The organism is Pseudomonas neuropathica (assembly GCF_015461835.1).
GTDB classification, from domain to species: domain Bacteria; phylum Pseudomonadota; class Gammaproteobacteria; order Pseudomonadales; family Pseudomonadaceae; genus Aquipseudomonas; species Aquipseudomonas neuropathica.
Window position 1 is genome coordinate 163,166 of the sequence record NZ_JACOPX010000006.1, and the last position, 18,992, is coordinate 182,157.

At 60.4% G+C, this 18,992-nt stretch carries 16 protein-coding genes; 12 read left to right on the forward strand and 4 right to left on the reverse strand.

The genetic code is table 11. The features are described 5' to 3' along the window. Positions 1 to 64: 64 nt before the first annotated feature. The gene (locus tag H8F23_RS10250) at positions 65 to 379 is read left to right on the forward strand and encodes a hypothetical protein (protein WP_194934290.1); all 315 of its coding nucleotides are present in this window, start codon (positions 65 to 67) and stop codon (positions 377 to 379) included. Between the two features lie 148 nt (positions 380 to 527). On the opposite strand, the gene H8F23_RS10255 is transcribed toward H8F23_RS10250, so the two are convergent. Beyond that, on the reverse strand, positions 528 to 968 hold the full coding sequence (locus tag H8F23_RS10255) for a carboxymuconolactone decarboxylase family protein (protein WP_194934291.1): 441 nt from the start codon (positions 966 to 968) through the stop codon (positions 528 to 530). 312 nt (positions 969 to 1,280) lie between these two features. Here H8F23_RS10255 and pdxR point away from each other — a divergent pair, with 312 nt between their 5' ends. The 4 genes from pdxR (at position 1,281) to H8F23_RS10275 (ending at position 4,659) form a co-directional block, all read left to right on the forward strand. After that, the gene (pdxR, locus tag H8F23_RS10260) at positions 1,281 to 2,714 is read left to right on the forward strand and encodes a MocR-like pyridoxine biosynthesis transcription factor PdxR (RefSeq protein WP_194934292.1); all 1,434 of its coding nucleotides are present in this window, start codon (positions 1,281 to 1,283) and stop codon (positions 2,712 to 2,714) included. A gap of 123 nt (positions 2,715 to 2,837) precedes the next feature. Next, positions 2,838 to 3,131, forward strand: a complete 294-nt coding sequence (locus tag H8F23_RS10265; protein WP_194934293.1) for a putative quinol monooxygenase — start codon at positions 2,838 to 2,840, stop codon at positions 3,129 to 3,131. Between the two features lie 193 nt (positions 3,132 to 3,324). Continuing rightward, positions 3,325 to 3,729, forward strand: a complete 405-nt coding sequence (locus tag H8F23_RS10270) for a cupin domain-containing protein (protein ID WP_150652200.1) — start codon at positions 3,325 to 3,327, stop codon at positions 3,727 to 3,729. A gap of 216 nt (positions 3,730 to 3,945) precedes the next feature. Continuing rightward, on the forward strand, positions 3,946 to 4,659 hold the full coding sequence (locus H8F23_RS10275) for an ATPase (RefSeq protein WP_194934294.1): 714 nt from the start codon (positions 3,946 to 3,948) through the stop codon (positions 4,657 to 4,659). A 217-nt stretch (positions 4,660 to 4,876) separates the two neighbouring features. Here H8F23_RS10275 and H8F23_RS10280 read toward each other — a convergent pair whose 3' ends face one another. After that, on the reverse strand, positions 4,877 to 9,772 hold the full coding sequence (locus H8F23_RS10280; RefSeq protein WP_194934295.1) for an NAD-glutamate dehydrogenase: 4,896 nt from the start codon (positions 9,770 to 9,772) through the stop codon (positions 4,877 to 4,879). Positions 9,773 to 10,276: 504 nt separating this feature from the next. On the opposite strand from H8F23_RS10280, the gene H8F23_RS10285 reads away from it, so the two are divergent. From H8F23_RS10285 to H8F23_RS10315, 7 genes are all read left to right on the forward strand, one after another. After that, on the forward strand, positions 10,277 to 10,630 hold the full coding sequence (locus tag H8F23_RS10285) for a hypothetical protein (protein ID WP_099758857.1): 354 nt from the start codon (positions 10,277 to 10,279) through the stop codon (positions 10,628 to 10,630). A 269-nt stretch (positions 10,631 to 10,899) separates the two neighbouring features. Then, complete coding sequence (locus tag H8F23_RS10290; RefSeq protein ID WP_007913915.1) at positions 10,900 to 11,859, forward strand: AAA family ATPase; 960 nt, start codon at positions 10,900 to 10,902, stop codon at positions 11,857 to 11,859. A 5-nt stretch (positions 11,860 to 11,864) separates the two neighbouring features. Beyond that, positions 11,865 to 12,809 carry a DUF58 domain-containing protein gene (locus H8F23_RS10295; protein WP_093437905.1) on the forward strand — a complete coding sequence of 315 codons (945 nt, stop codon included), beginning with the start codon at positions 11,865 to 11,867 and terminating at the stop codon, positions 12,807 to 12,809. Next, complete coding sequence (locus H8F23_RS10300; protein ID WP_194934296.1) at positions 12,806 to 13,303, forward strand: DUF4381 domain-containing protein; 498 nt, start codon at positions 12,806 to 12,808, stop codon at positions 13,301 to 13,303. Before H8F23_RS10295 ends, H8F23_RS10300 begins: the two co-directional genes overlap by 4 nt. Next, positions 13,296 to 14,375 (forward strand): vWA domain-containing protein, encoded by a 1,080-nt coding sequence (locus tag H8F23_RS10305; protein ID WP_194934297.1) that lies wholly within the window; start codon positions 13,296 to 13,298, stop codon positions 14,373 to 14,375. The genes H8F23_RS10300 and H8F23_RS10305 overlap by 8 nt, the downstream gene beginning before the upstream one ends. After that, the gene (locus tag H8F23_RS10310) at positions 14,372 to 16,111 is read left to right on the forward strand and encodes a vWA domain-containing protein (protein WP_194934298.1); all 1,740 of its coding nucleotides are present in this window, start codon (positions 14,372 to 14,374) and stop codon (positions 16,109 to 16,111) included. The genes H8F23_RS10305 and H8F23_RS10310 overlap by 4 nt, the downstream gene beginning before the upstream one ends. Next, a complete protein-coding gene (locus H8F23_RS10315) occupies positions 16,108 to 17,745 on the forward strand; it encodes a BatD family protein (RefSeq protein WP_194934299.1) in 1,638 nt (545 codons plus the stop codon). Before H8F23_RS10310 ends, H8F23_RS10315 begins: the two co-directional genes overlap by 4 nt. Positions 17,746 to 17,961: 216 nt before the next feature. On the opposite strand, the gene H8F23_RS10320 is transcribed toward H8F23_RS10315, so the two are convergent. Together H8F23_RS10320 and H8F23_RS10325 are read right to left on the reverse strand one after the other, a co-directional pair. Continuing rightward, positions 17,962 to 18,264: a hypothetical protein gene (locus tag H8F23_RS10320; protein WP_194934300.1), complete on the reverse strand. Its 303-nt coding sequence runs from the start codon at positions 18,262 to 18,264 to the stop codon at positions 17,962 to 17,964. After that, positions 18,261 to 18,992 (reverse strand): DNA/RNA non-specific endonuclease, encoded by a 732-nt coding sequence (locus H8F23_RS10325; protein ID WP_194934301.1) that lies wholly within the window; start codon positions 18,990 to 18,992, stop codon positions 18,261 to 18,263. The genes H8F23_RS10320 and H8F23_RS10325 overlap by 4 nt, the downstream gene beginning before the upstream one ends.

Genomic DNA, 18,992 nt, shown 5'->3' on the forward strand with positions numbered 1-18,992 from the left:
TGCGCGAGGCTTGCACTAGACTCAAGCCATAGCGCGGCCCCGTCGGGCCGGCCAGGAGGCGAGCATGAAAACACTGTGGCGAATCAGCCTTGGCGGACTGTTGTTGATGGCGTTGTCGAGCGCTTATGCCGAAGAGCCCTTGGGCTGTGTCGAGGTGACAGTCGGCGGTTACAAGGCGCCGAATTACGACTGTTTGAGCCAGCAGATGGGCAACAACCCGGAAGGCGCGGCGGCGGCGGAAAAGAATCAGGAAGCGCTGAATGTGCCGGTGAATAAGCGGCCGCCGAATCAGGTTGGCCTCGCTACGCCAGCGGCGACCAGTACGCGGATGGGCAATACCTTTGGCACATCAGTGAAACCGCAACGTCCGCCGCAATGACATCGACGAACCAATGACACCCATGTAGGAGCTGCCGAAGGCTGCGATCTTTTGACTTTGCCTTTAAAAACAAGATCAAAAGATCGCAGCCTTCGGCAGCTCCTACACTGATTGTGCCCATGCCCCGGATGGGAACGATCATGTGGCGCTAATCGCTGGGGGTTTGGCGGAAGCTCACCGCGAGGCGATTCCAGCTATTGATGGTGGTCACGGCCATGGTCAGGTCGACCAGTTCGCCTTCGCTGAATTGCTCGCGCGCCTGCTCATAAACGTCATCAGGCACACGGCTCTCCGCTAAAAGCGTTACCGCCTCCGCCCAGGCCAGCGCCGCACGCTCACGCGGGTTGAAGAAGTTGCTGTCGCGCCACACCGCGATCGCATACAAACGCCGATCACTCTCCCCGGACCGCCGCGCATCCACCGAGTGCATGTCGGTGCAGAATGCGCAGCCATTGAGCTGTGAAGCGCGGATCCGGATCAGTTGCAGCAGCGGCTGTTCGATACTGAGGTTGGCGGTCAGCGCCTCCATGGCAATCATCGCTTTCATCGCCTTGGGCGAAGCGTTGTAGTAATCCAGGCGCGGGGACATGGGCTAGTCTCGGTAGACGGAATAATGAGTTCACCGTAAACGCCGACAGCGGCGCATTACAGCCCCAATTGCGCGGAAAATCGCTACACCACTGAATCCCCGCCAAACACAAATCCCTGTAGGAGTGAGCCTGCTCGCGATAGCGGTGTGTCAGGCAACATTGATGTCGGATGTGCCACCGTCATCGCGAGCAGGCTCACTCCTACAGGGGACCTAGGCCAATTTCGGGTTTTTCGGATAGGCAACTATTGCCAATCAAACAACAGCGGTAATCTGGCGGGCACGCCAAACAGTCTCGGGAGCCTCGTCGGTATGGAACTTCACGTCGTGATCAACGGCCGCAAGGATCTCGCCGGTCAGTTGTATCAGCAACTGCGCGGGGCCATTGAATCCGGGCGCCTGGCCGCCGGCACGCAGTTGCCACCCAGCCGTCTGCTCGCCGAGCAACTGGGCATCTCGCGCAAGACCATTTCCGACACCTACGCGCAACTGACCTACGAAAACTTCCTCACCGGGGTGATCGGCAAAGGCACTTACGTCAACGCGCGTCCGGCGCAGATCCAGCGCAAACAGAGCCACACCGAACTGGCCGGCGCCGAGGTGATCGAGAGCTGGCGCAATCTGCCGGTGTTTCTGCGCCACCCGACGCTGGAAGGCTCGCTGCGTTACGACTTCATCGGCGGCGCCACCAGCAAGGGCCAGTTTCCGCAGGATGACTGGCGCCGCTGCGTGTCTCACGCGATGCGGCAGATGGCGCAGTCCAAGGGTTTCTACAGCCTGCCCGAGGGCTTGCCGGCACTGCGCAATGCGATTGCCCGGCACATCGCGTTTTCCCGCGGGATCAACTGTCAGGACGAAGACATCGTCGTGTGCAACGGCGCGCAGCAAGCGCTGGATCTGATCACCCGTGTGTTGATCCGTCCCGGCAGCCTGGTGGCCATGGAAGATCCCGGTTATCCGCCGGCGCGTCTGCTGTTCGGCACCCATGGCGCCGAGGTGGTCGGGATTCCGGTGGATGCCGAGGGTATTCAGGTCGAACACATCCCCGATGGCACCCGCCTCATCTATGTCACGCCGTCGCACCAGTTCCCGCTGGGCATGCCGATGAGTCAGGCGCGCCGTGAAGCCTTGCTGGCTCGCGCGCATGAGTTGGGCGCGATCATCATCGAGGACGACTATGACAGTGAGTTTCGCTATGAAGGCCGGCCCACTGATTCGCTGTTCAACCTCGACCAGCGCGGCATCGTCGCCTACGTCGGCACCTTCTCGAAAACCCTGCTGCCGGAGCTGCGCCTGGGTTATGCGATCCTGCCGCCGGCGATTCTCGAGGCGGTGATCCGCGCCAAACAGCTCACCGACCTGCACGCCTCGACCTTGCCGCAGTGGGCGCTGGCCAAGTTCATCGCCGAGGGTTGCCTGCTCAAACATATCCGCCGCTGCCACACCATTTACGCGCAACGCCGCGAGCGCATTCTGGCGCGCATGGCCGACGATCTTTCGCCGTGGCTTCAGGCGGTGCCGCCGAGTGCCGGGTTCCACATGACGGTGTTCTGCAAGGTGCCGATCGACCTGCCGCTGGTGATCGAACTGGCGAAAAAGGTCGAAGTCGGCCTGTATGCGATCAACGGCTTCTATTACCAGCAAACGCCGAAAAACGGCCTGTACTTTGGCTTCGGCGCCATCGAAACCCTCGACATCGATACCGCCCTCGATCGCTTGCGCGACATTCTGCAACAAGTTGCCTGAATGATTGGTCTGGGCGATTAACCGCCGATTGGTTATTGGTGATCGACAGGTGCAGGCCTATTCTGCACAGGCGTTATCCCTCAATGAGCAGGATTCGTCCGGCCTGATTCAGGAGTGTGAGCAATGTCCAACGAAGTGATCAATACGGTCCAGGTGCAGGCTGCGGCCGGCCGCTCGGATGAACTGGGCAAGCAACTGCAGAAGATCGTCGAAACCCTGCGCGAAACGCCGGGCTGCGATTCGTACCTGGTCGACCGCTGCCCCGAGGACGGCCACCGCTGGACGGTCAGTGCCCGCTGGCAGTCGGAAGCGGCGATGCAGGCGCATTTCAACCGGCCCGAGGCGCAGGGGTTTATTGACCTGATCGATAGTCGGCTGGCCAATAGCGTGGATTTCAACAGCTTTCCTATTGTTTAAAAGCAAGATCAAAAGATCGCAGCCTTCGGCAGCTCCTACACCGCCCCCTGTAGGAGCTGCCGAAGGCTGCGATCTTTTGATTTTTGGGGCATATGAATTGGTCACCTGATCTTCCCGAATATTGGCCGTTTGAATGCCCCGCCCTGCGGACTACTGTGATCAGCAACACCCCGATCATCACAGGTAACCCGCCATGAAAGCCCTGCCCTTCTTCGCCGCCGCCCTTGCCCTGAGCCTTTGCACTTCGGCCGCTTTCGCCCACGACCCGTCGGAAAAGGTCACCGTCCTGCAAGACCAGATGCTGAAAAACGCCCCCGGCAAAAAAGCCATGATGATCGAGGTCGACTACAAACCCGGCCAATCCTCCATCGCTCACAAACACGACGGCACGGCGATGGCTTACGTGCTCGAAGGTGAAGTGATTTCCCAGGTCAAAGGTGAACAACCGATCACCTACAAGAAGGGCCAGTTCTGGTACGAACCGGCTGGCTCCGAACATCTGGTGTCGAAAAATGCCAGCAAAACCAAACCCGCCAAGTTGCTGGTGTTCATGGTGCTGGCCCCGGACGAACAAGTGTTGATCCCACTGAAAAACTGATGGCTGTTTAACCAGCCATAAATAAACGGGCGCAAATCGCTGATTGGCGCCTTTTTATTTCCCGGCGTCATTAACCGCTGCGGGTTACAGCAAATGAAACTATTCAACGGCTGTTCGCTCAGCAAATTGTCAGGTTGGCGGGTTTAGTCTGAGTTAACGGTCGTGATTTACGACTTTTAAACTTTCCGACTGATGTTGTTTCACGGGAGAAACACCATGAAACTTGCGTTCACCAGTGTACTGGCGATATCGGTTTTAGCTCTGTCAGCCTGTTCGGTACCCACCGCGCCTCAAGCCGTTTCCTCACTGGACACCCTGCTCCCCCATCCCACTGGCCGCAGCAGCGCCACCCAGGTAAAAAGCGGTCCCGGCGTGTCGCTCGGCGTGGTCTATAGCCCAAGCACCCAGACCAACCGTGAATACCTGCGTGACTACCAAGCCAACGCCGGCACCGGTTTCGGCCAGAGCCTGCTGGTGCAACCGATCCACGACGCCTACGTCGCCAGCTCGAAACCAGACATGGCGGTGGAATGGGTCAACGCTTCCCTACAACGTCAGTTCGGCTCGGTGACGGTGTATCCGGACATGCAGAGCCTGCGTGCAGCCAGACCGGATGTGGTGGCGATCGTCGACACCCACAGCCAGTTAATTACCTCGCGCAGTTCCGACATCAAGGCGGATGTCAGTGCCGATTTTTATGATGCGCAGTTGAACTATATCGGTACGGCGAAAGGTTCAGACGCACGGGAATTGACGCCGGTGTGGGCGGACTTCAAGGGTTCGGAAGAGATAGTTGCCGATATTAATCAGCAGCAGGATGTGCAAGTTCGGGCGCTGCAGAAGTTTGACCAGGCGCTCAACAATTTGGTCGCTCGGCCGGCGGATAAAGTGTCGATGCTTGATACTAAACCGGCTCAGAAGTTGTATTGAATGTAAGGGCCTCTTCGCGAGCAAGCTCGCTCCCACAAGTTTTGCGCAACCCACGATCCCTGTAGGAGCTGTCGAAGGCTGCGATCTTTTGATCTTGATCTTTTAAAAGCAAAAGATCGCAGCCTTCGGCAGCTCCTACACCGGTCGGTACCAATCCATGAGACATAAAAAAGCCCCGGCATCTCACGACACCGGGGCTTTTTCATTCAGCGCTTACTTATGCCAATTCAAGCTCGGCATTCGCAGCCACTGCAGGCACTACCGCTTGCCCGCTCAACGCCAGATCCAGCAGTTCACGGTTGGCCACTGCATACATGGCGTAATCCGTGCCGCTTGCCGCGCGGATTTCCACCAGCATGGCGCGCCAGCGCGAGATCATGCTTTCGTGCTGTTCCATCCACAGCGCCAGACGTGCTTCCACGTCCAGTGTGCCGTCGCCCTGTTGCAGGACGGAGATGGTGATCGCACGTTGCTGCCAGTCGACGTCATCACGGAACGCTTCACGGGCCAGGGCCTGCCAGTTGTTTTCAACCGGCAGTGCGCTGATCTGTTGCAGGTACCAGGTGATGTCCAGCGCACTGCCCACGGCGAAGTAGGCCTTGGCCACTTCGGCAGGGTTCTGCCCGGTCACGTCGGACGCTTCGATGATCGGCAGCAAGGTGTACAGGTGCGAGGTGCCCGCCACCATACGCGCCAGCAATTCCGGCACACCGGCTTCGACGTACGCCTGATAACGCGCCTGCCAGTTTTCACGGATTTCGCCGCTCAGCAGTTCGTCGAGTTTCAGGCCCAGCTCTTTCAGGTGCGGACCGAAATGCGCGACGTCACGGGCAGCGTTCTGCTCGTTGCGACGGGCACGCAGGAACCAGCGCGTAGCGCGGCGGCCCAGACGCATCAGCTCGTCCATCAACTCCAGTTGCACATCAGCGCTGACTTGGTAGTCCAGCGCTTCGATCTGACGGAACCAGTGCGGGAGGTGGAAGATGTCACGCACGATCACGTAAGCACCAGCAACGTTCGCCGGGCTCATGCCGGTCGACTCTTTGAGTCGTTGAACGAAGGTGATGCCCATGTGGTTGACCAGGTCGTTGGCGATCTGGGTGCTGACGATCTCGCGCTTCAGACGGTGACGACGCATGGCTTCGGAGAACTTGCTGACCAGGGTCGGCGGGAACGCCGTTTCCATGTCGCGGGTCAGGTAATCGTCGTCCGGTACCAGCGAGCCCAACAGCTGCTCTTTGAGGTCGATCTTGCTGTACGAGATCAGTACCGACAGCTCAGGACGGGTCAGACCGTGGCCTTCGGCAATGCGCTCGTTGATCTGCTCTTCGGTCGGCAGGAACTCGATGGCACGGTCCAGCTTGCCACGGCCTTCCAGATCGCTCATCAGACGCTTGTACTCAGCGATGCGCGCATAAGCACGGCGCGCCGCCAGGGACAGGGCCTGAGTCTGCTTGTAGTTGTTGCCCAGCACCAGATTGCCGACTTCGTCGGTCATGCTCGCCAGCAACTGGTTGCGTTGCTTGTCGGTCATGTCACCGGCCTGAACCACTTCGTTCAGCAGGATCTTGATGTTCACTTCGTGGTCGGAGCAGTCCACGCCACCGGCGTTGTCGATGAAGTCGGTGTTGGAGCCGCCGCCATTCAGACCGAATTCCACACGACCCAGTTGGGTCATGCCGAGGTTACCGCCCTCGCCCACGACTTTGCAGCGCAGTTCGTTACCGTTGACGCGCAGTGCGTCGTTGGCCTTGTCGCCGACGTCTGCATGGCTCTCGGTGCTGGCCTTGACGTAAGTACCGATACCACCGTTCCACAGCAGATCCACCGGCGCCTTGAGCAAGGCGTTCAGCAGTTCGGTCGGGGTCAGCTTGTCAGCCTTGATGTCGAAGCGTTCCTGCATCTGCGGGGAGATCGCGATGCTCTTCGCGCTGCGCGAGAAGATACCGCCGCCTTCGGACATGATGCTGGTGTCGTAGTCGGTCCAGGCCGAACGCGGCAGGTCAAACATGCGCTGACGCTCGACGAAGCTGGTCGCCGGGTTCGGGTTCGGGTCGATGAAGATGTGCATGTGGTTGAAGGCAGCGACCAGTTGCAGCTTGTCGGACATCAACAGGCCGTTACCGAACACGTCACCGGCCATGTCGCCGACGCCTACAACAGTGATGCTGTCTTCCTGAACATTGATGCCGCGCTCGCGGAAGTGACGTTGTACGCCAACCCACGCGCCTTTGGCGGTAATGCCCATTTTCTTGTGGTCGTAACCGGCCGAACCACCGGACGCAAACGCGTCACCCAGCCAGAAGCCGTAATCGATGGCGATGCCGTTGGCGATGTCAGAGAAAGTTGCAGTGCCCTTGTCCGCTGCCACTACCAGGTACGGGTCGTCATCGTCGTGGCGAACCACGTTCAATGGCGGTACCAGCGCGCCGTCTTTCAGGTTGTCGGTGATGTCCAACAGGCCGGAAATGAAGATGCGGTAGCAGGCGATGCCCTCGGCCGCGATCTCGTCACGGCTGCCGCCCAGAGGCAGGCGACGCGGCAGGAAGCCGCCCTTCGCGCCGACTGGCACGATGACCGAGTTCTTCACTTGCTGGGCTTTTACCAGGCCGAGGACTTCGGTACGGAAGTCTTCTTCACGGTCGGACCAGCGCAGGCCACCACGGGCAACGTTACCGAAGCGCAGGTGCACGCCTTCAACGCGTGGCGAGTAGACGAAGATTTCGAACTTCGGCACTGGCTTCGGCAGTTCAGGGATCGCGTGCGGGTTGAACTTGAAGCTGAAGTACGACTTGTTCTGGCCGTTGGCGTCAGTCTGATAGAAGTTGGTCCGCAGAGTCGCTTTGATCAGGTCGAGGTAACGACGCAGAATGCGGTCTTCGTTGAGCACCTGGACATCGTCCAGTGCGGTCAGAATCGCCTGTTCCAGGCGCAGTTGCTTGTCTTCCAGATCGTCGTCGCTGAGTTTGCGCGCCAGATAGAAGCGGGTCTTGAACAACCGGGTCAGCTCGCGAGCGATGTCGGTGTGGTTGTTCAGGGTGCTGGCGATATAACCCAGATCGAAGCCCAGACGAATCTGCTTCAGGTAACGCGCGTAAGCACGTAGCAGCGCCACGTCGCGCCATGGCAGGCCGGCGGTCAGTACCAGACGGTTGAACGCATCGTTTTCGGCGTCGCCACGAACGATGTGGACGAACGCGTCCTGCAGGGTGTCGTTGAGTTGCTGGATGTCGAGGTCCAGACCTTCAGCGGCAGTGAACGCGAAGTCGTGAATCCAGAACTCGCGGCCATTGGTGTGACGCAGACGGTACGGGAATTCACCCAGCACGCGCAGACCGAGGTTTTCCAGAATCGGCAAGACGTCGGACAGCGCCAGCGGAGTGTCGGCGTGGTACAGCTTGCAATGCAGCTCGCGCTGGCCGGAGACCTGACCAAGCGGCTGATAGAAGCTCATCACCAGCGGATTTTTTTCGTTGAGGCTCAGCAGGTGCTGCATGTCGACCACGGCCGAATGCGCAGCAAAACGCTCGCGGTAGCCGGCCGGGAAGCCTTTCGGGAAGTCGGCCAGCACGTTGGTGCCGTGGGCTTCGCCGAAGCTTTCGACGGTCAGGGCGGCGTAGTCGTCCTGCCAGCTGCGGCAGGCTTGCACGACTTCTTTTTCCAGCAGCACCGGGTCGATGTCGAGACGGTTTTTCGGGTCGACACGCAGGATCAACTGCACGCGCGCCAGTACCGACTCAGAGAAGAAGGTCCAGAATTCGCAATCGGAAGCCTTCAGGCGCTCCATCAGCACTTGCTGGATCTTCTGGCGAACTTCAGTGGAATAGATGTCGCGCGGCACGTAGGCCAGGCAGTAGCAGAAACGACCGTACGGGTCTTTGCGCAGGAACACGCGGATCTTGTTGCGTTCCTGGATCTGCACGATCGACATCACGGTGGTGAACAGTTCGTCGACCGGGGTCTGGAACAGGTCATCACGCGGCAGCACTTCGAGGACCTGCGCCAGTTCCTTGCCCAGGTGAGCCTTGGACTGGAAGCCGGAGCGACGCTCGATTTCCTCGACCTTGCGGCGGATGAACGGTATGACCCGCACGCTTTCGCCATACACCGAAGAGGTGTACAGGCCCATGAAGCGGTGTTCCTTGATGACTTTGCCGTCAGCGTCGATTTCACGGATCGACACGTAGTCCGGGTAGGCCGGACGGTGTACACGGCTTGGGTGCGCAGCCTTGGCGAACGACAGCAGGGTCGGTTCGCGCAGGTAGCTGACGGCGTAGTCTTCGATGCGCAGGTCTTCGTAGGTCAGGCCGGTGCGCAGCAATTTGGTCAGGCCGAGGAAGGAGTTCTGGTCGTACTCGATGTGGCCGCCATCGGCCTGATCGGTAACCACGAATTCTTCGTAGCCGAGGAAGGTGAAGTGGTTGCCCACCAGCCATTCCAGGAAGCTTTTGATTTCGTTCTTTTCGTCGGCATCGACGGCGAAGGCGCTGTTGTCGAGCTGGGTGAGGATGTCCTGCACCTTGGCTTTCATCGGCTCGAAATCGGCGACCGCGACGCGGACTTCACCGAGAACCTGTTCCAGCTCTTTGCTCAGCACATTCAGTTCGGCCGCGTTGGCGCAGCGGTCGATTTCCAGGTACATCAGCGATTCGTGCAGAACGCCTTCGCCGGTGCTGCCTTTTGGCAGGATTTCCAGCAGCTCGCCCTTGCTGCCACGGCGTACGCTGAGCACGGTGGTTTGCAGGGTGTGGATGCTGTAACCGCGACGGTTCAGCTCGGTACGGACCGAGTCGACCAGAAATGGCAGGTCATGGTGCAGGACTTCGACCGCAGTGTGGGTCGACTGCCAGCCATGACGCTCGTAATCAGGGTTGTAGACGCGCACTTGCGGTTGCGCGTGATCGAAGCGCTCAAGCAGGCGCCACGCAGAAAGAGTACAGCCAGCGAGGTCGGAGAGGCGACGTTGAGTCAGCTCGTCCAGAGAAATGATGCCGAAGAATTGTTCAGCGAACAGCGCCACTTGTGGCAGTGCCTGTTCACTGATGTGCTGCGCCAGTGCCGCTTGCAGTTGGTGCTGGAAGTCGGCTTTGCTGGCTGCGGTGAAGAACGCCATCTGTGGTACTCCGCTTAAGCTTGTTATTGATGGAAAGCGTCGCGTGCAACACCCCTTTCGGGGCTTGTGTCGCCCTGTTCCTGATTCTCGGGCAGAGGAAACAGGGGGACAGGTGGGTGAAGCTGGACGGGACACTCAGGTCACATTCACCTTCCATAGAATGAGCATCTGCAAAAGCGACTGCCAGCGGTGCCGACAATGCCTTTACGGGTGCTCATCCGTTGCGCAGCTTAAAGGGTGCGACAATGTGTCTGCTTGCGGTGCTGCGACATATTCGGTCATTGGCACGTAAACCGAGGGTCTGGCACCGGTAAACACTAGCAGTCGTGGCGGAAAATGTTGGTCTGAAAGCCCGTTTTTACGGTACATGCGTGCCAGAAATGACCATTGATCCATGTCGCGTTCACGACACATCCTCTGACACTCTCACATGCAGAAATTCCCGAGGACTGGCAGAATCGCGCCCATTAGCGAACTACACGCCCCCAGAGGCAGGAATTGACCATGCAAATGACCACCGCCCTACTGATCGTCAACCCGTGCGATGACGAAGAAGACAACATGGCCATGCTCTGCTGCCACAGCGACAAGGGCGACATGTTCCTGATGAGTCGTTATCCGGATGAGGACGAGCTGGAGATCACTCTGGATGGCGAGCCTTCGACGCTGGACGGGGTGAAAGTCACCCTGACTTCGAATCTGCTGAAGATCGAGATTGGTGCGGCGGATGCCGATGCGTTGAACGGGGATGATGTGCTGGAGATCAGCTTTAACCCGGATATGGTGGATATGGATGAGGTGGTCGAGACCTTGACGAATATCCTGGATGGGACTGGCACCTTCATTAACGAAGTTTGATGGCGCCCAGACTGGCCTCATCGCGAGCAGGCTCACTCCTACAGGTCGGTGTACGACGATCCAATGTAGGAGTGAGCCTGCTCGCGATGGGGCCAGCACAGGCAACCAATCACTCCCCCGCTACTAAATTCCAACAAATCCCCCAGTCATTTCCCGCACTTTGCGCAAAATGCCGTTAGTCGCCACCCCCCGCGATGGATTAAAGTAACGCCCCCAGCCCCGGCGTTATCCGAACGCCTGTGGCCACCCCTTTCCAGGAACAGTCACCGATGGAACATCGTGAAGCGCTGCTGGCGCTGCGAACCTTTCTTTCAACGCAGATTCTCGGCCAGGAAAAACTCATCGAGCGTTTGCTCATCGCCCTGCTCGCCGACGGCCACATGCTGGTCGAGGGCGCTCCGGGTCTGGCCAAGACCAAAGCGATCAAAGAGCTCGCCGAGGGCATCGAAGCCCAGTTCCATCGCATCCAGTTCACCCCGGACCTGCTGCCGGCCGACATCACCGGCACCGAGATCTATCGCCCGGAAACCGGCAGTTTCGTGTTCCAGCAAGGGCCGATCTTCCACAACCTGGTGCTGGCGGACGAAATCAACCGTGCCCCGGCCAAGGTGCAATCGGCGCTGCTCGAAGCCATGGCCGAGCGTCAGGTCAGTGTCGGCCGCAGTACCTATGAGCTGTCGCCGCTGTTTCTGGTGATGGCCACGCAGAACCCGATCGAGCAGGAAGGCACCTATCCGCTGCCGGAAGCGCAACTCGACCGTTTCCTGATGCACGTGAAAATCGGTTTCCCGGACGCTGCCGTCGAACGCCGCATCCTCCAGCAGGCCCGTGGCGAAGCGCTGAACGGCGAGACCAAGCCTGAACGCCGCGTCAGCCAGCAGGCGATCTTCGCTGCGCGCAAGGAAATCCTTGGCCTGTACATGGCCGACGCCGTGGAGGAATACCTCGTGCAACTGGTCATGGCCACGCGCAACCCGGCCAAGTTCGACCCGGAAATGGCCGAGTGGATCGCCTATGGTGCCAGCCCGCGTGGCTCGATCGCCCTCGACCGCTGCGCCCGCGCCCACGCCTGGCTGGCCGGTCGCGACTTCGTCAGCCCGGAAGACATTCAAGCGGTGCTGTTCGACGTGTTGCGTCACCGCATCATTTTGTCGTTTGAAGCCGAAGCCGCCGGCATCGATCAGGATCGGGTGGTGCAGCGGATTCTCGACGTCGTAGCCGTCGCTTGACCCCCATGAACGCCCCCCTGCCGTCCGAACCGGGCATCCGCGTCAGCCTCGCCGAGCTGATTGAGATGCGCCACCGAGTGCGCGAAGTGCAGCTGTTTTCCACGCCGAGTCAGCGCAGCCCGCTGATCGGTCTGCATCACTCGAAATTCCGTGGCCGTGGCGTCGACTTCGATCAGGTGCGGGTCTATCAGGCCGGCGACGACGTGCGCACCATCGACTGGCGCGTCACGGCGCGCACGCAAGAGCCGCACACCAAGCTGTTCCATGAAGAACGCGAACGACCGATTTTCATCATGGTCGAGCAAAGCACACGGCTGTTTTTCGGCTCGGGGCTGATGTTCAAATCGGTACTGGCAGCGCAAGTAGCGGCGCTGATCGGCTGGGCGGCGCTCGGCCACAACGACCGCGTTGGCGGGCTGGTGTTCGGCGACAACGAGCACTACGAAATCAAGCCTCGGCGCAGCAAACAGAGCCTGCTGCAATTGCTCAACCGTCTGGTCAAGGTCAATCAGTCGCTGCACAGCGAACGTGAGCCGGATCGCGATGCGTTTGGCGTGGCGCTGCGCCGTGCCCGTGAAGTGCTGCGCCCGGGCAGTCTGGTGATCGTCATTTGCGATGAGCGCGCGCTGTCCGACAGCGCTGAACAACAATTGAGCCTGCTCTCGCGCCATTGCGATTTGCTGATGCTGCCGCTGTCCGATCCCCTCGATCACGCCCTGCCCGCCGCCGGTCTTCTCCGATTCGCCGAACGCGGCGCGCAACTCGAACTCGACACCCTCAACTTCGACCTGCGCCAGACTTATCGCGCCCAGGCCGAAGCACGCATCGCGCGCTGGGAATTGCTCGCGCAAAAGCTGCGGGTATTGCTGATGCCGCTGAGCACGCAAAGCGAGATGGTCGAGCAGATGCGCGAATTCCTCAATCCGCAGCGTCCGGGGAAAGGTCGATGAACGGCCTCGAACAACTGCAACCGCTGATCTCGCCGCCACCGATTGCCTTCTGGCCGCCGGCCCCGGGCTGGTGGCTGCTGCTTCTGTTGCTGCCGCTGCTGGGCTACGCCGTATGGCGTCTGCGCCGTTTCATCCCGATGAAGAAACGCCCGATCGTCCGTGCCGAACAGCCGCTCGACCCGGTGCGCATTGCCGCCCTCGCCGAACTGGCGCAAATGCCCAAACCCTACGACGGCGCGCCGGCCGGTGCGTGGTTGCAACAACTCAACGGGCTGCTCAAGCGTTTGTGCCGCAACCACTATCCCTACAGCCAGAGCCACACCCTCAACGGCCGAAAATGGCTCGCCTTTCTCGACAACCGTTGCCCGGCTGCCGGCCTCACCCGTTGGATGGTGCTGGTCGAAGGCGCGTACAAACCGGAATGCAAACTCGACGACAAAGCCATCGCCGGCCTGACCCAAGCGGTCGACACGTGGATTCGCAAACATGTTTGAGTTCGCCTGGCCGTGGATCTTTGTGCTGTTGCCGCTGCCGTGGCTGATGCGTCTGGTGCTGCCAGTGGCCGACAGCGGCGAGCCGGCCTTGAAAGTCAGTTTCCTGTCGGACCTCGAAGGCCTCGCCCGCCGTCGCGCCCGCGCCAACCTGCCGGCGTGGCGCCAGCAAGCACCGTTCATGCTGCTATGGCTGTTGCTGTTGACCGCCGCCGCCCGTCCGCAATGGCTCGGCGAGCCGCTGCCGATTGCCGCCAGCGGGCGTGATCTGCTGGTCGCGGTGGATGTGTCCGGCTCGATGGACTTCCCCGATATGCAATGGCAGGACGAAGAGGTCAGTCGTCTGACGCTGGTGCAGCATCTGCTCGGTGATTTCCTTGAAAGCCGCGACGGCGACCGCGTCGGCCTGATCCTCTTCGGCAGTCAGGCTTATCTGCAAGCGCCGCTGACCTTTGATCGCCACACCGTGCGCGTCTGGCTCGACGAAGCGCGCATCGGCATTGCCGGCAAGAACACCGCCATCGGTGACGCCATCGGTCTGGCGCTGAAACGCCTGCGCCTGCGTCCGGCGCAAAGCCGCGTGCTGATTCTGGTCACTGACGGCGCCAACAACGGCGGCGAAATCGAGCCGCTGACGGCGGCAAAACTGGCCGCCAGCGAAGGCGTGAAGATTTACCCGATCGGCATCGGCGCCAATCCTGAGGACAGCGGTTCAACCGGCCTGCTCGGCGTCAACCCGAGTCTGGACCTCGACGAACCGGCGCTCAAAGCCATCGCCGAAGTCACCGGCGGCCAGTATTTCCGCGCCCACGACGGCAAAGAACTGCAAGCGATCAAAGACACCCTCGATCAGCTCGAACCTGTTACCCAGCAACCAACCCAGGCGCGCCCGGCACAAGCCTTGTATCACTGGCCTCTGGCGCTGGCGTTGTGGTTGAGCCTGTTGCTGGTCGCCCGTGAGTTGTGGCCGGACAACCCGCTGCAACGCCTGTTTACCAAGGAGCTGTATCTGCAAAGTCCGCTGCCTGACTGGCGTGAGCGCCTTAAGCGCCTGCGTCTGCGGAGGCGCCGATGATCGCGCTCTGGCCGCACTGGTTCCGTCCGTGGTGGTTGCTGTTGCTGCCGCTGCTGGGCTGGCTGATCTGGCAACTCTGGCATCGACAGAAACGCGCCGGGCGCTGGCAGATGATTTTGCCGCCAGCGTTTCATGCCACCCTGCTCAGCGGCGGCAATGGTCGCGACAGCAAACTGCCGTGGGTTGCCCTTGGCGTGGCGTGGCTGCTGACGGTTCTGGCGCTGCTCGGACCGAGTTGGGAGCGCGTCGAACAGACCAGTCAGAAACCCGCCGATCCGTTGGTGGTGGTGCTGGAACTGACCCCGGAAATGCTCGCCACCGACTCGCCGCCGACGCGACTGGAGCAAGCACGACGCAAACTCTTCGACTTGTTGCAGGCGCGCAGCGATGCGCAGACCGCCATCGTCGTCTACGCCGGCAGCGCGCACACGCTGGTGCCGCTGTCGGATGACCTGGCGACCAGCCGCAATCTGCTCGATGCGCTCAAGCCATCACTGATGCCGGAAAGCGGTCATCGCGCCGATCTTGCCGTGAGTAAAGCACTGGCCCTGCTGAAACAGGGCGCGCTCGGTCAGGGGCGGATTCTGTTGATCGGCTCGTCGCTCGATGAAGAAGAACGCCAAGGCATTCGCCGCGCCCTCAGCGGGCAGTCGACGCAGTTGCTGATGCTCGGCGTCGGCACTGCGGAAGGTGCGCCGATTGCCCAGGAGGACGGCAGTTTCCTCAAGGACGAACAAGGCGCGATTCGCGTGCCGCAACTCGATAGTCCGGGTCTGAGCGCATTCCTCAACAGCGTCGGCGGCGAATACCACCCGGCCCGCCTCGACGAAGCGGATCTTGGCGCGCTCGGCCTGCTCAACGGTCCGCGCAGCTTGCGTGACGATGGCCAGACCGTGCGCCTCGACACCTGGGCCGATCAGGGTTACTGGCTGCTGTTGCCGTTATTGCTGCTCGCCGCGTGCGCCGGGCGCCGTGGCTGGTTGTTCTGCCTGCCGCTGCTGTTTTGCTTGCCGCAGCCCAGCTACGCTTTTGACTTCGAAGACCTGTGGCTGCGTCCCGACCAACAGGGACTGCATTTGCTCAAGCAAAAGCGCCCGGTCGAAGCCGCCCAACATTTCGAAGATCATCAGTGGCAAGGGGTGGCGTTGTACGAGGCCGGCGACTACAGTGGCGCCGCCCAGCGCTTCGCCGAAGGCAGCGATGCCCGCGCCCACTACAATCGTGGCAACGCGTTGGCGAAAAGCGGTGAGCTGGAAGCGGCAATCGACGCCTATGAACAGGCCCTGGAACTGCAACCGGATTTGCGTCCGGCGCAGACCAACAAGGCGCTGGTGGAAAACCTGCTCAAGCAGAAAAACACACCGCCGCCCGCCGAGCCGGACACCAAACCGAGCGAACAGCAAAGTCTGCCGGGCGACGAACCACCCCCAGCGACCGCACCGCCACCGGCGGTAAAAAGTGAAACCCAGAGCGAGGCGCAACCGAGTGAATCGGCCAGCGAACCGCCACCGACCACGCCGCCGCAGCCAGGCCCCAACGAGGTGCCGGGCAGCGGCGAGGAAGAACAAACGGACACCGTGCCGACGCTGCGCCCGAGTGAAGACAACCTCGAAGGCGAGCAGCGTCAGGCACTGGAACAATGGCTGGGCAAGATCCCGGATGATCCGGGCGAACTGCTGCGACGCAAATTCTGGTACGAACAGCAACAACATCAGGATCAGGAAAACACTCGATGACCCGCTTCACCGCTCTCTTGCTGCCCCTGCTGCTCTGCACGGCCACCGCCCACGCGGCCGAGCTGACGGCCAGCGTGGATCGCAGTCGCCTGAACTCCGGCGAGACGGTCGAACTCACCCTCGAAACCAGCGACGTCACCCAGTTCGGCAAACCTGACCTGACCGCGCTGGAAGCGCTGTTCGAAGTGCGGGGCACGCGGCAGGTCAACCAGCTCAATACCCTCAACGGCGACAACCGCGCGACCACGCGCTGGATCATCACCCTGCTGCCGAAAGAGAACGGCAGCGTGGTGATCCCACCGCTGCAACTGGGCGACGCGCAGAGCCAGCCGATCACCGTGCAAGTGGTCGAGAGCGATACCCGCGAGAACAAGAACAGCCTTGATCCAGTGTTCATCGAAGCCAGTCTCGATCAGTCCAGCGTCTACGTGCAGGCGCAGGCGATCCTGACCCTGCGCATCTACCATTCGGTGTCGCTGTACGACGACAGCAGCCTGACACCGCTGCAAATCGCCGATGCGCGCATCGAGCAACTCGGTGACACACGCACCTACGAGAAAGACCTCAACGGTGTCCGTCATGGCGTGATCGAGATGCGCTATGCGATCTACCCGCAACACAGCGGTTTGCTGACCATCGCCCCGCAGACTTTCAGCGCGACACTGGTCGATACGCAGCCGTCACAGGACGCGAATGCGCAGGGGCCGAAACCGGGCAAACTGATGCGCGTCAGTTCCGCCGAAATCCCCCTGACCGTCAAACCCAAACCGCTGACCTACCCGGTCGACGCGCCATGGCTGCCCGCGCGCAGCCTGAGCCTCAGCGAAAGCTGGAACCCGGAACCGGAACACACGCAGGTCGGCGACTCGATGACCCGCAGCCTGACCCTGAAAGTCGAAGGCCTCGCCAGCTCACAACTGCCAGCGCTGCCCGCCACCGAGGTCAACGGCCTGCGCCGCTACCCCGACCAACCGGTGCTGTCCAACCAGAGCACTGACCGGGGCATTGTCGGCAGCCGCGAAGAACGCGAAGCGCTGGTGCCGAGCCGCAGCGGCGCCATCGACTTGCCGACGGTGGACGTGGTTTGGTGGAACACCTTCGAAGACCACCTGGAACACAGCAGCCTGCCGGCGCGCACTCTGCAAGTGGCCAACAACCCGAGCCTGCAAGTCGACACCCCGACCGGCAACCTGCAGCCGAGCATCGCCGATAACGATATGTTGTGGTGGTGGAAACTCAGCACCCTGACCCTCGCCTGCACCACCCTCCTCGGCTTCGGCCTGTGGTGGCGCGCACGCTGGCAACCAGCGGTGCATCGCGCCGCCCAAACCGGCCCGAGCCCGCGCACCTTGATGGATGACATCAAGCGCGCGAGCCAGGCGAATGACCCGCAGGCGACGCGGCAGGCACTGGATGCGTGGGCGCGGCAGCAACCGGAAACGCTGGCGGACATGGCGGCGCGGTTTGTGCCGTTGTCGGATGCGCTGGATGGGCTTAATGGTGCGCTGTATAGCGAGACGGGGCAGCACTGGCAGGGTGAGGATTTGTGGCGGGCGATCCGCACGATTCCAGCGGCGGAACGGGTGCAGGATCCGGTGGGTGACAGTGGGTTGCCGCCGCTTTATCCGAAGTGAACGCCCGATCCCTCAACGAACACTTGATGGATGTATTGGCAGGTCGGACTTGCAACGATCTTGACGTTCGCTTGCCGAAGGGCAGGAAGAAACTTCCCCCTCGGGCTGGATAAACAGGCATCACTCTGGGCCTGTCCTGCTGCGCCGCTCAGACAAACGACAGGCGGCCAGAGCCACCCGTTCGTTTCCCGGAACGCGGAAATGCGGCGTCCCCGATCAATACTTGAATTTCGTTTTCACTTGTTCGCCTTCGCGATAAGATAGGATAAAGGATGTCCATGGCTCGCCGCGAGCGTCTGCATTCTCATGTAACTTTTCTACAAGCGCATAGATTTTCGAATTATTGAAATCAGTTTCAGCGTCCCAGATTTCTGCGCCATTTCTTTCAACGGCGAGGTCGGCCTCCATGTAATTACCCCCCCACTCAACGCTATACCGAAAGGCGTCATAACCTTGAATAATTCCCGCTTCAACAAGTTTAAAAATCTCTTTGACGAGTTCGAAATCTTCAGTAATCACCCGCTTACCTCCGGAGTTTGATGGGCTTCATTTTTGAAAGTCACGGTTTTTGGTTTACCGTCAATGATGTACGTCAATATTAGCGAATCAGGTCGTATTGAGCCGGGATCAGCACGCTCAAACTTGACTGTCGTCGGCCCTACAGTGCGGGCAGGATCGTCCAGCGCCTCTCTGACCCTGTTTTCATAGAACACTTTGTAGGCCGAATTGTTGAAGTTCTTGTCCTGTGGGAAGAGATTATACTGATCGCAGGTTCCGCCCTGGCTGCATGCCTGAGCATGCCCGCCCACGTCGCTATCCCGCCCTTCTTTACCCGCCTCCGTCTGCCTTGAGTCCCGAGGCACCTTCTCTTTGGTCGGGGTGAACGTCAGCTCTTCCACCATACCCTTACTGTTGGTCGTAAACGTATTGCCATTATCCAGCTCATAACGGGTATTGGGGCTTCTGGCAGCAGGATTGTTGAGCAGTTCATATTCATGACTGCCTTTGACGGACTTGGCAGTCTCGACTTTTACCACCGCCTCGACGTGAGGTTTCGCCCCGTCACCATGCACTGGCGAAACAGGAGGTTTGACCGTCGGCCCGTCTACCCATCCTTTGCCCGAAGTATCACCAAACTCATTTGCCCAGCCCGGGTGCTTGGGTTCAATCGGATCGGTAAGTTTTCCGCCGGTAGTGCCCTTGTTTCCTGCGACACTGAAGACCTTGCCAGTGACACTGCCTGCCAT

Bases quoted from the DNA above. Each gene is read 5' to 3' on its own strand.
- H8F23_RS10295 (WP_093437905.1), top strand. From the start codon at position 11,865: ATGAACGCCCCCCTGCCGTCCGAACCGGGCATCCGCGTCAGCCTCGCC.
- H8F23_RS10285 (WP_099758857.1), top strand. From the start codon at position 10,277: ATGCAAATGACCACCGCCCTACTGATCGTCAACCCGTGCGATGACGAA.
- H8F23_RS10250 (WP_194934290.1), top strand. From the start codon at position 65: ATGAAAACACTGTGGCGAATCAGCCTTGGCGGACTGTTGTTGATGGCG.
- H8F23_RS10315 (WP_194934299.1), top strand. From the start codon at position 16,108: ATGACCCGCTTCACCGCTCTCTTGCTGCCCCTGCTGCTCTGCACGGCC.
- H8F23_RS10290 (WP_007913915.1), top strand. From the start codon at position 10,900: ATGGAACATCGTGAAGCGCTGCTGGCGCTGCGAACCTTTCTTTCAACG.
- H8F23_RS10275 (WP_194934294.1), top strand. From the start codon at position 3,946: ATGAAACTTGCGTTCACCAGTGTACTGGCGATATCGGTTTTAGCTCTG.
- H8F23_RS10255 (WP_194934291.1), bottom strand. From the start codon at position 968: ATGTCCCCGCGCCTGGATTACTACAACGCTTCGCCCAAGGCGATGAAA.
- pdxR (WP_194934292.1), top strand. From the start codon at position 1,281: ATGGAACTTCACGTCGTGATCAACGGCCGCAAGGATCTCGCCGGTCAG.
- H8F23_RS10325 (WP_194934301.1), bottom strand. From the start codon at position 18,992: ATGGCAGGCAGTGTCACTGGCAAGGTCTTCAGTGTCGCAGGAAACAAG.
- H8F23_RS10310 (WP_194934298.1), top strand. From the start codon at position 14,372: ATGATCGCGCTCTGGCCGCACTGGTTCCGTCCGTGGTGGTTGCTGTTG.
- H8F23_RS10300 (WP_194934296.1), top strand. From the start codon at position 12,806: ATGAACGGCCTCGAACAACTGCAACCGCTGATCTCGCCGCCACCGATT.
- H8F23_RS10265 (WP_194934293.1), top strand. From the start codon at position 2,838: ATGTCCAACGAAGTGATCAATACGGTCCAGGTGCAGGCTGCGGCCGGC.
- H8F23_RS10270 (WP_150652200.1), top strand. From the start codon at position 3,325: ATGAAAGCCCTGCCCTTCTTCGCCGCCGCCCTTGCCCTGAGCCTTTGC.
- H8F23_RS10280 (WP_194934295.1), bottom strand. From the start codon at position 9,772: ATGGCGTTCTTCACCGCAGCCAGCAAAGCCGACTTCCAGCACCAACTG.
- H8F23_RS10305 (WP_194934297.1), top strand. From the start codon at position 13,296: ATGTTTGAGTTCGCCTGGCCGTGGATCTTTGTGCTGTTGCCGCTGCCG.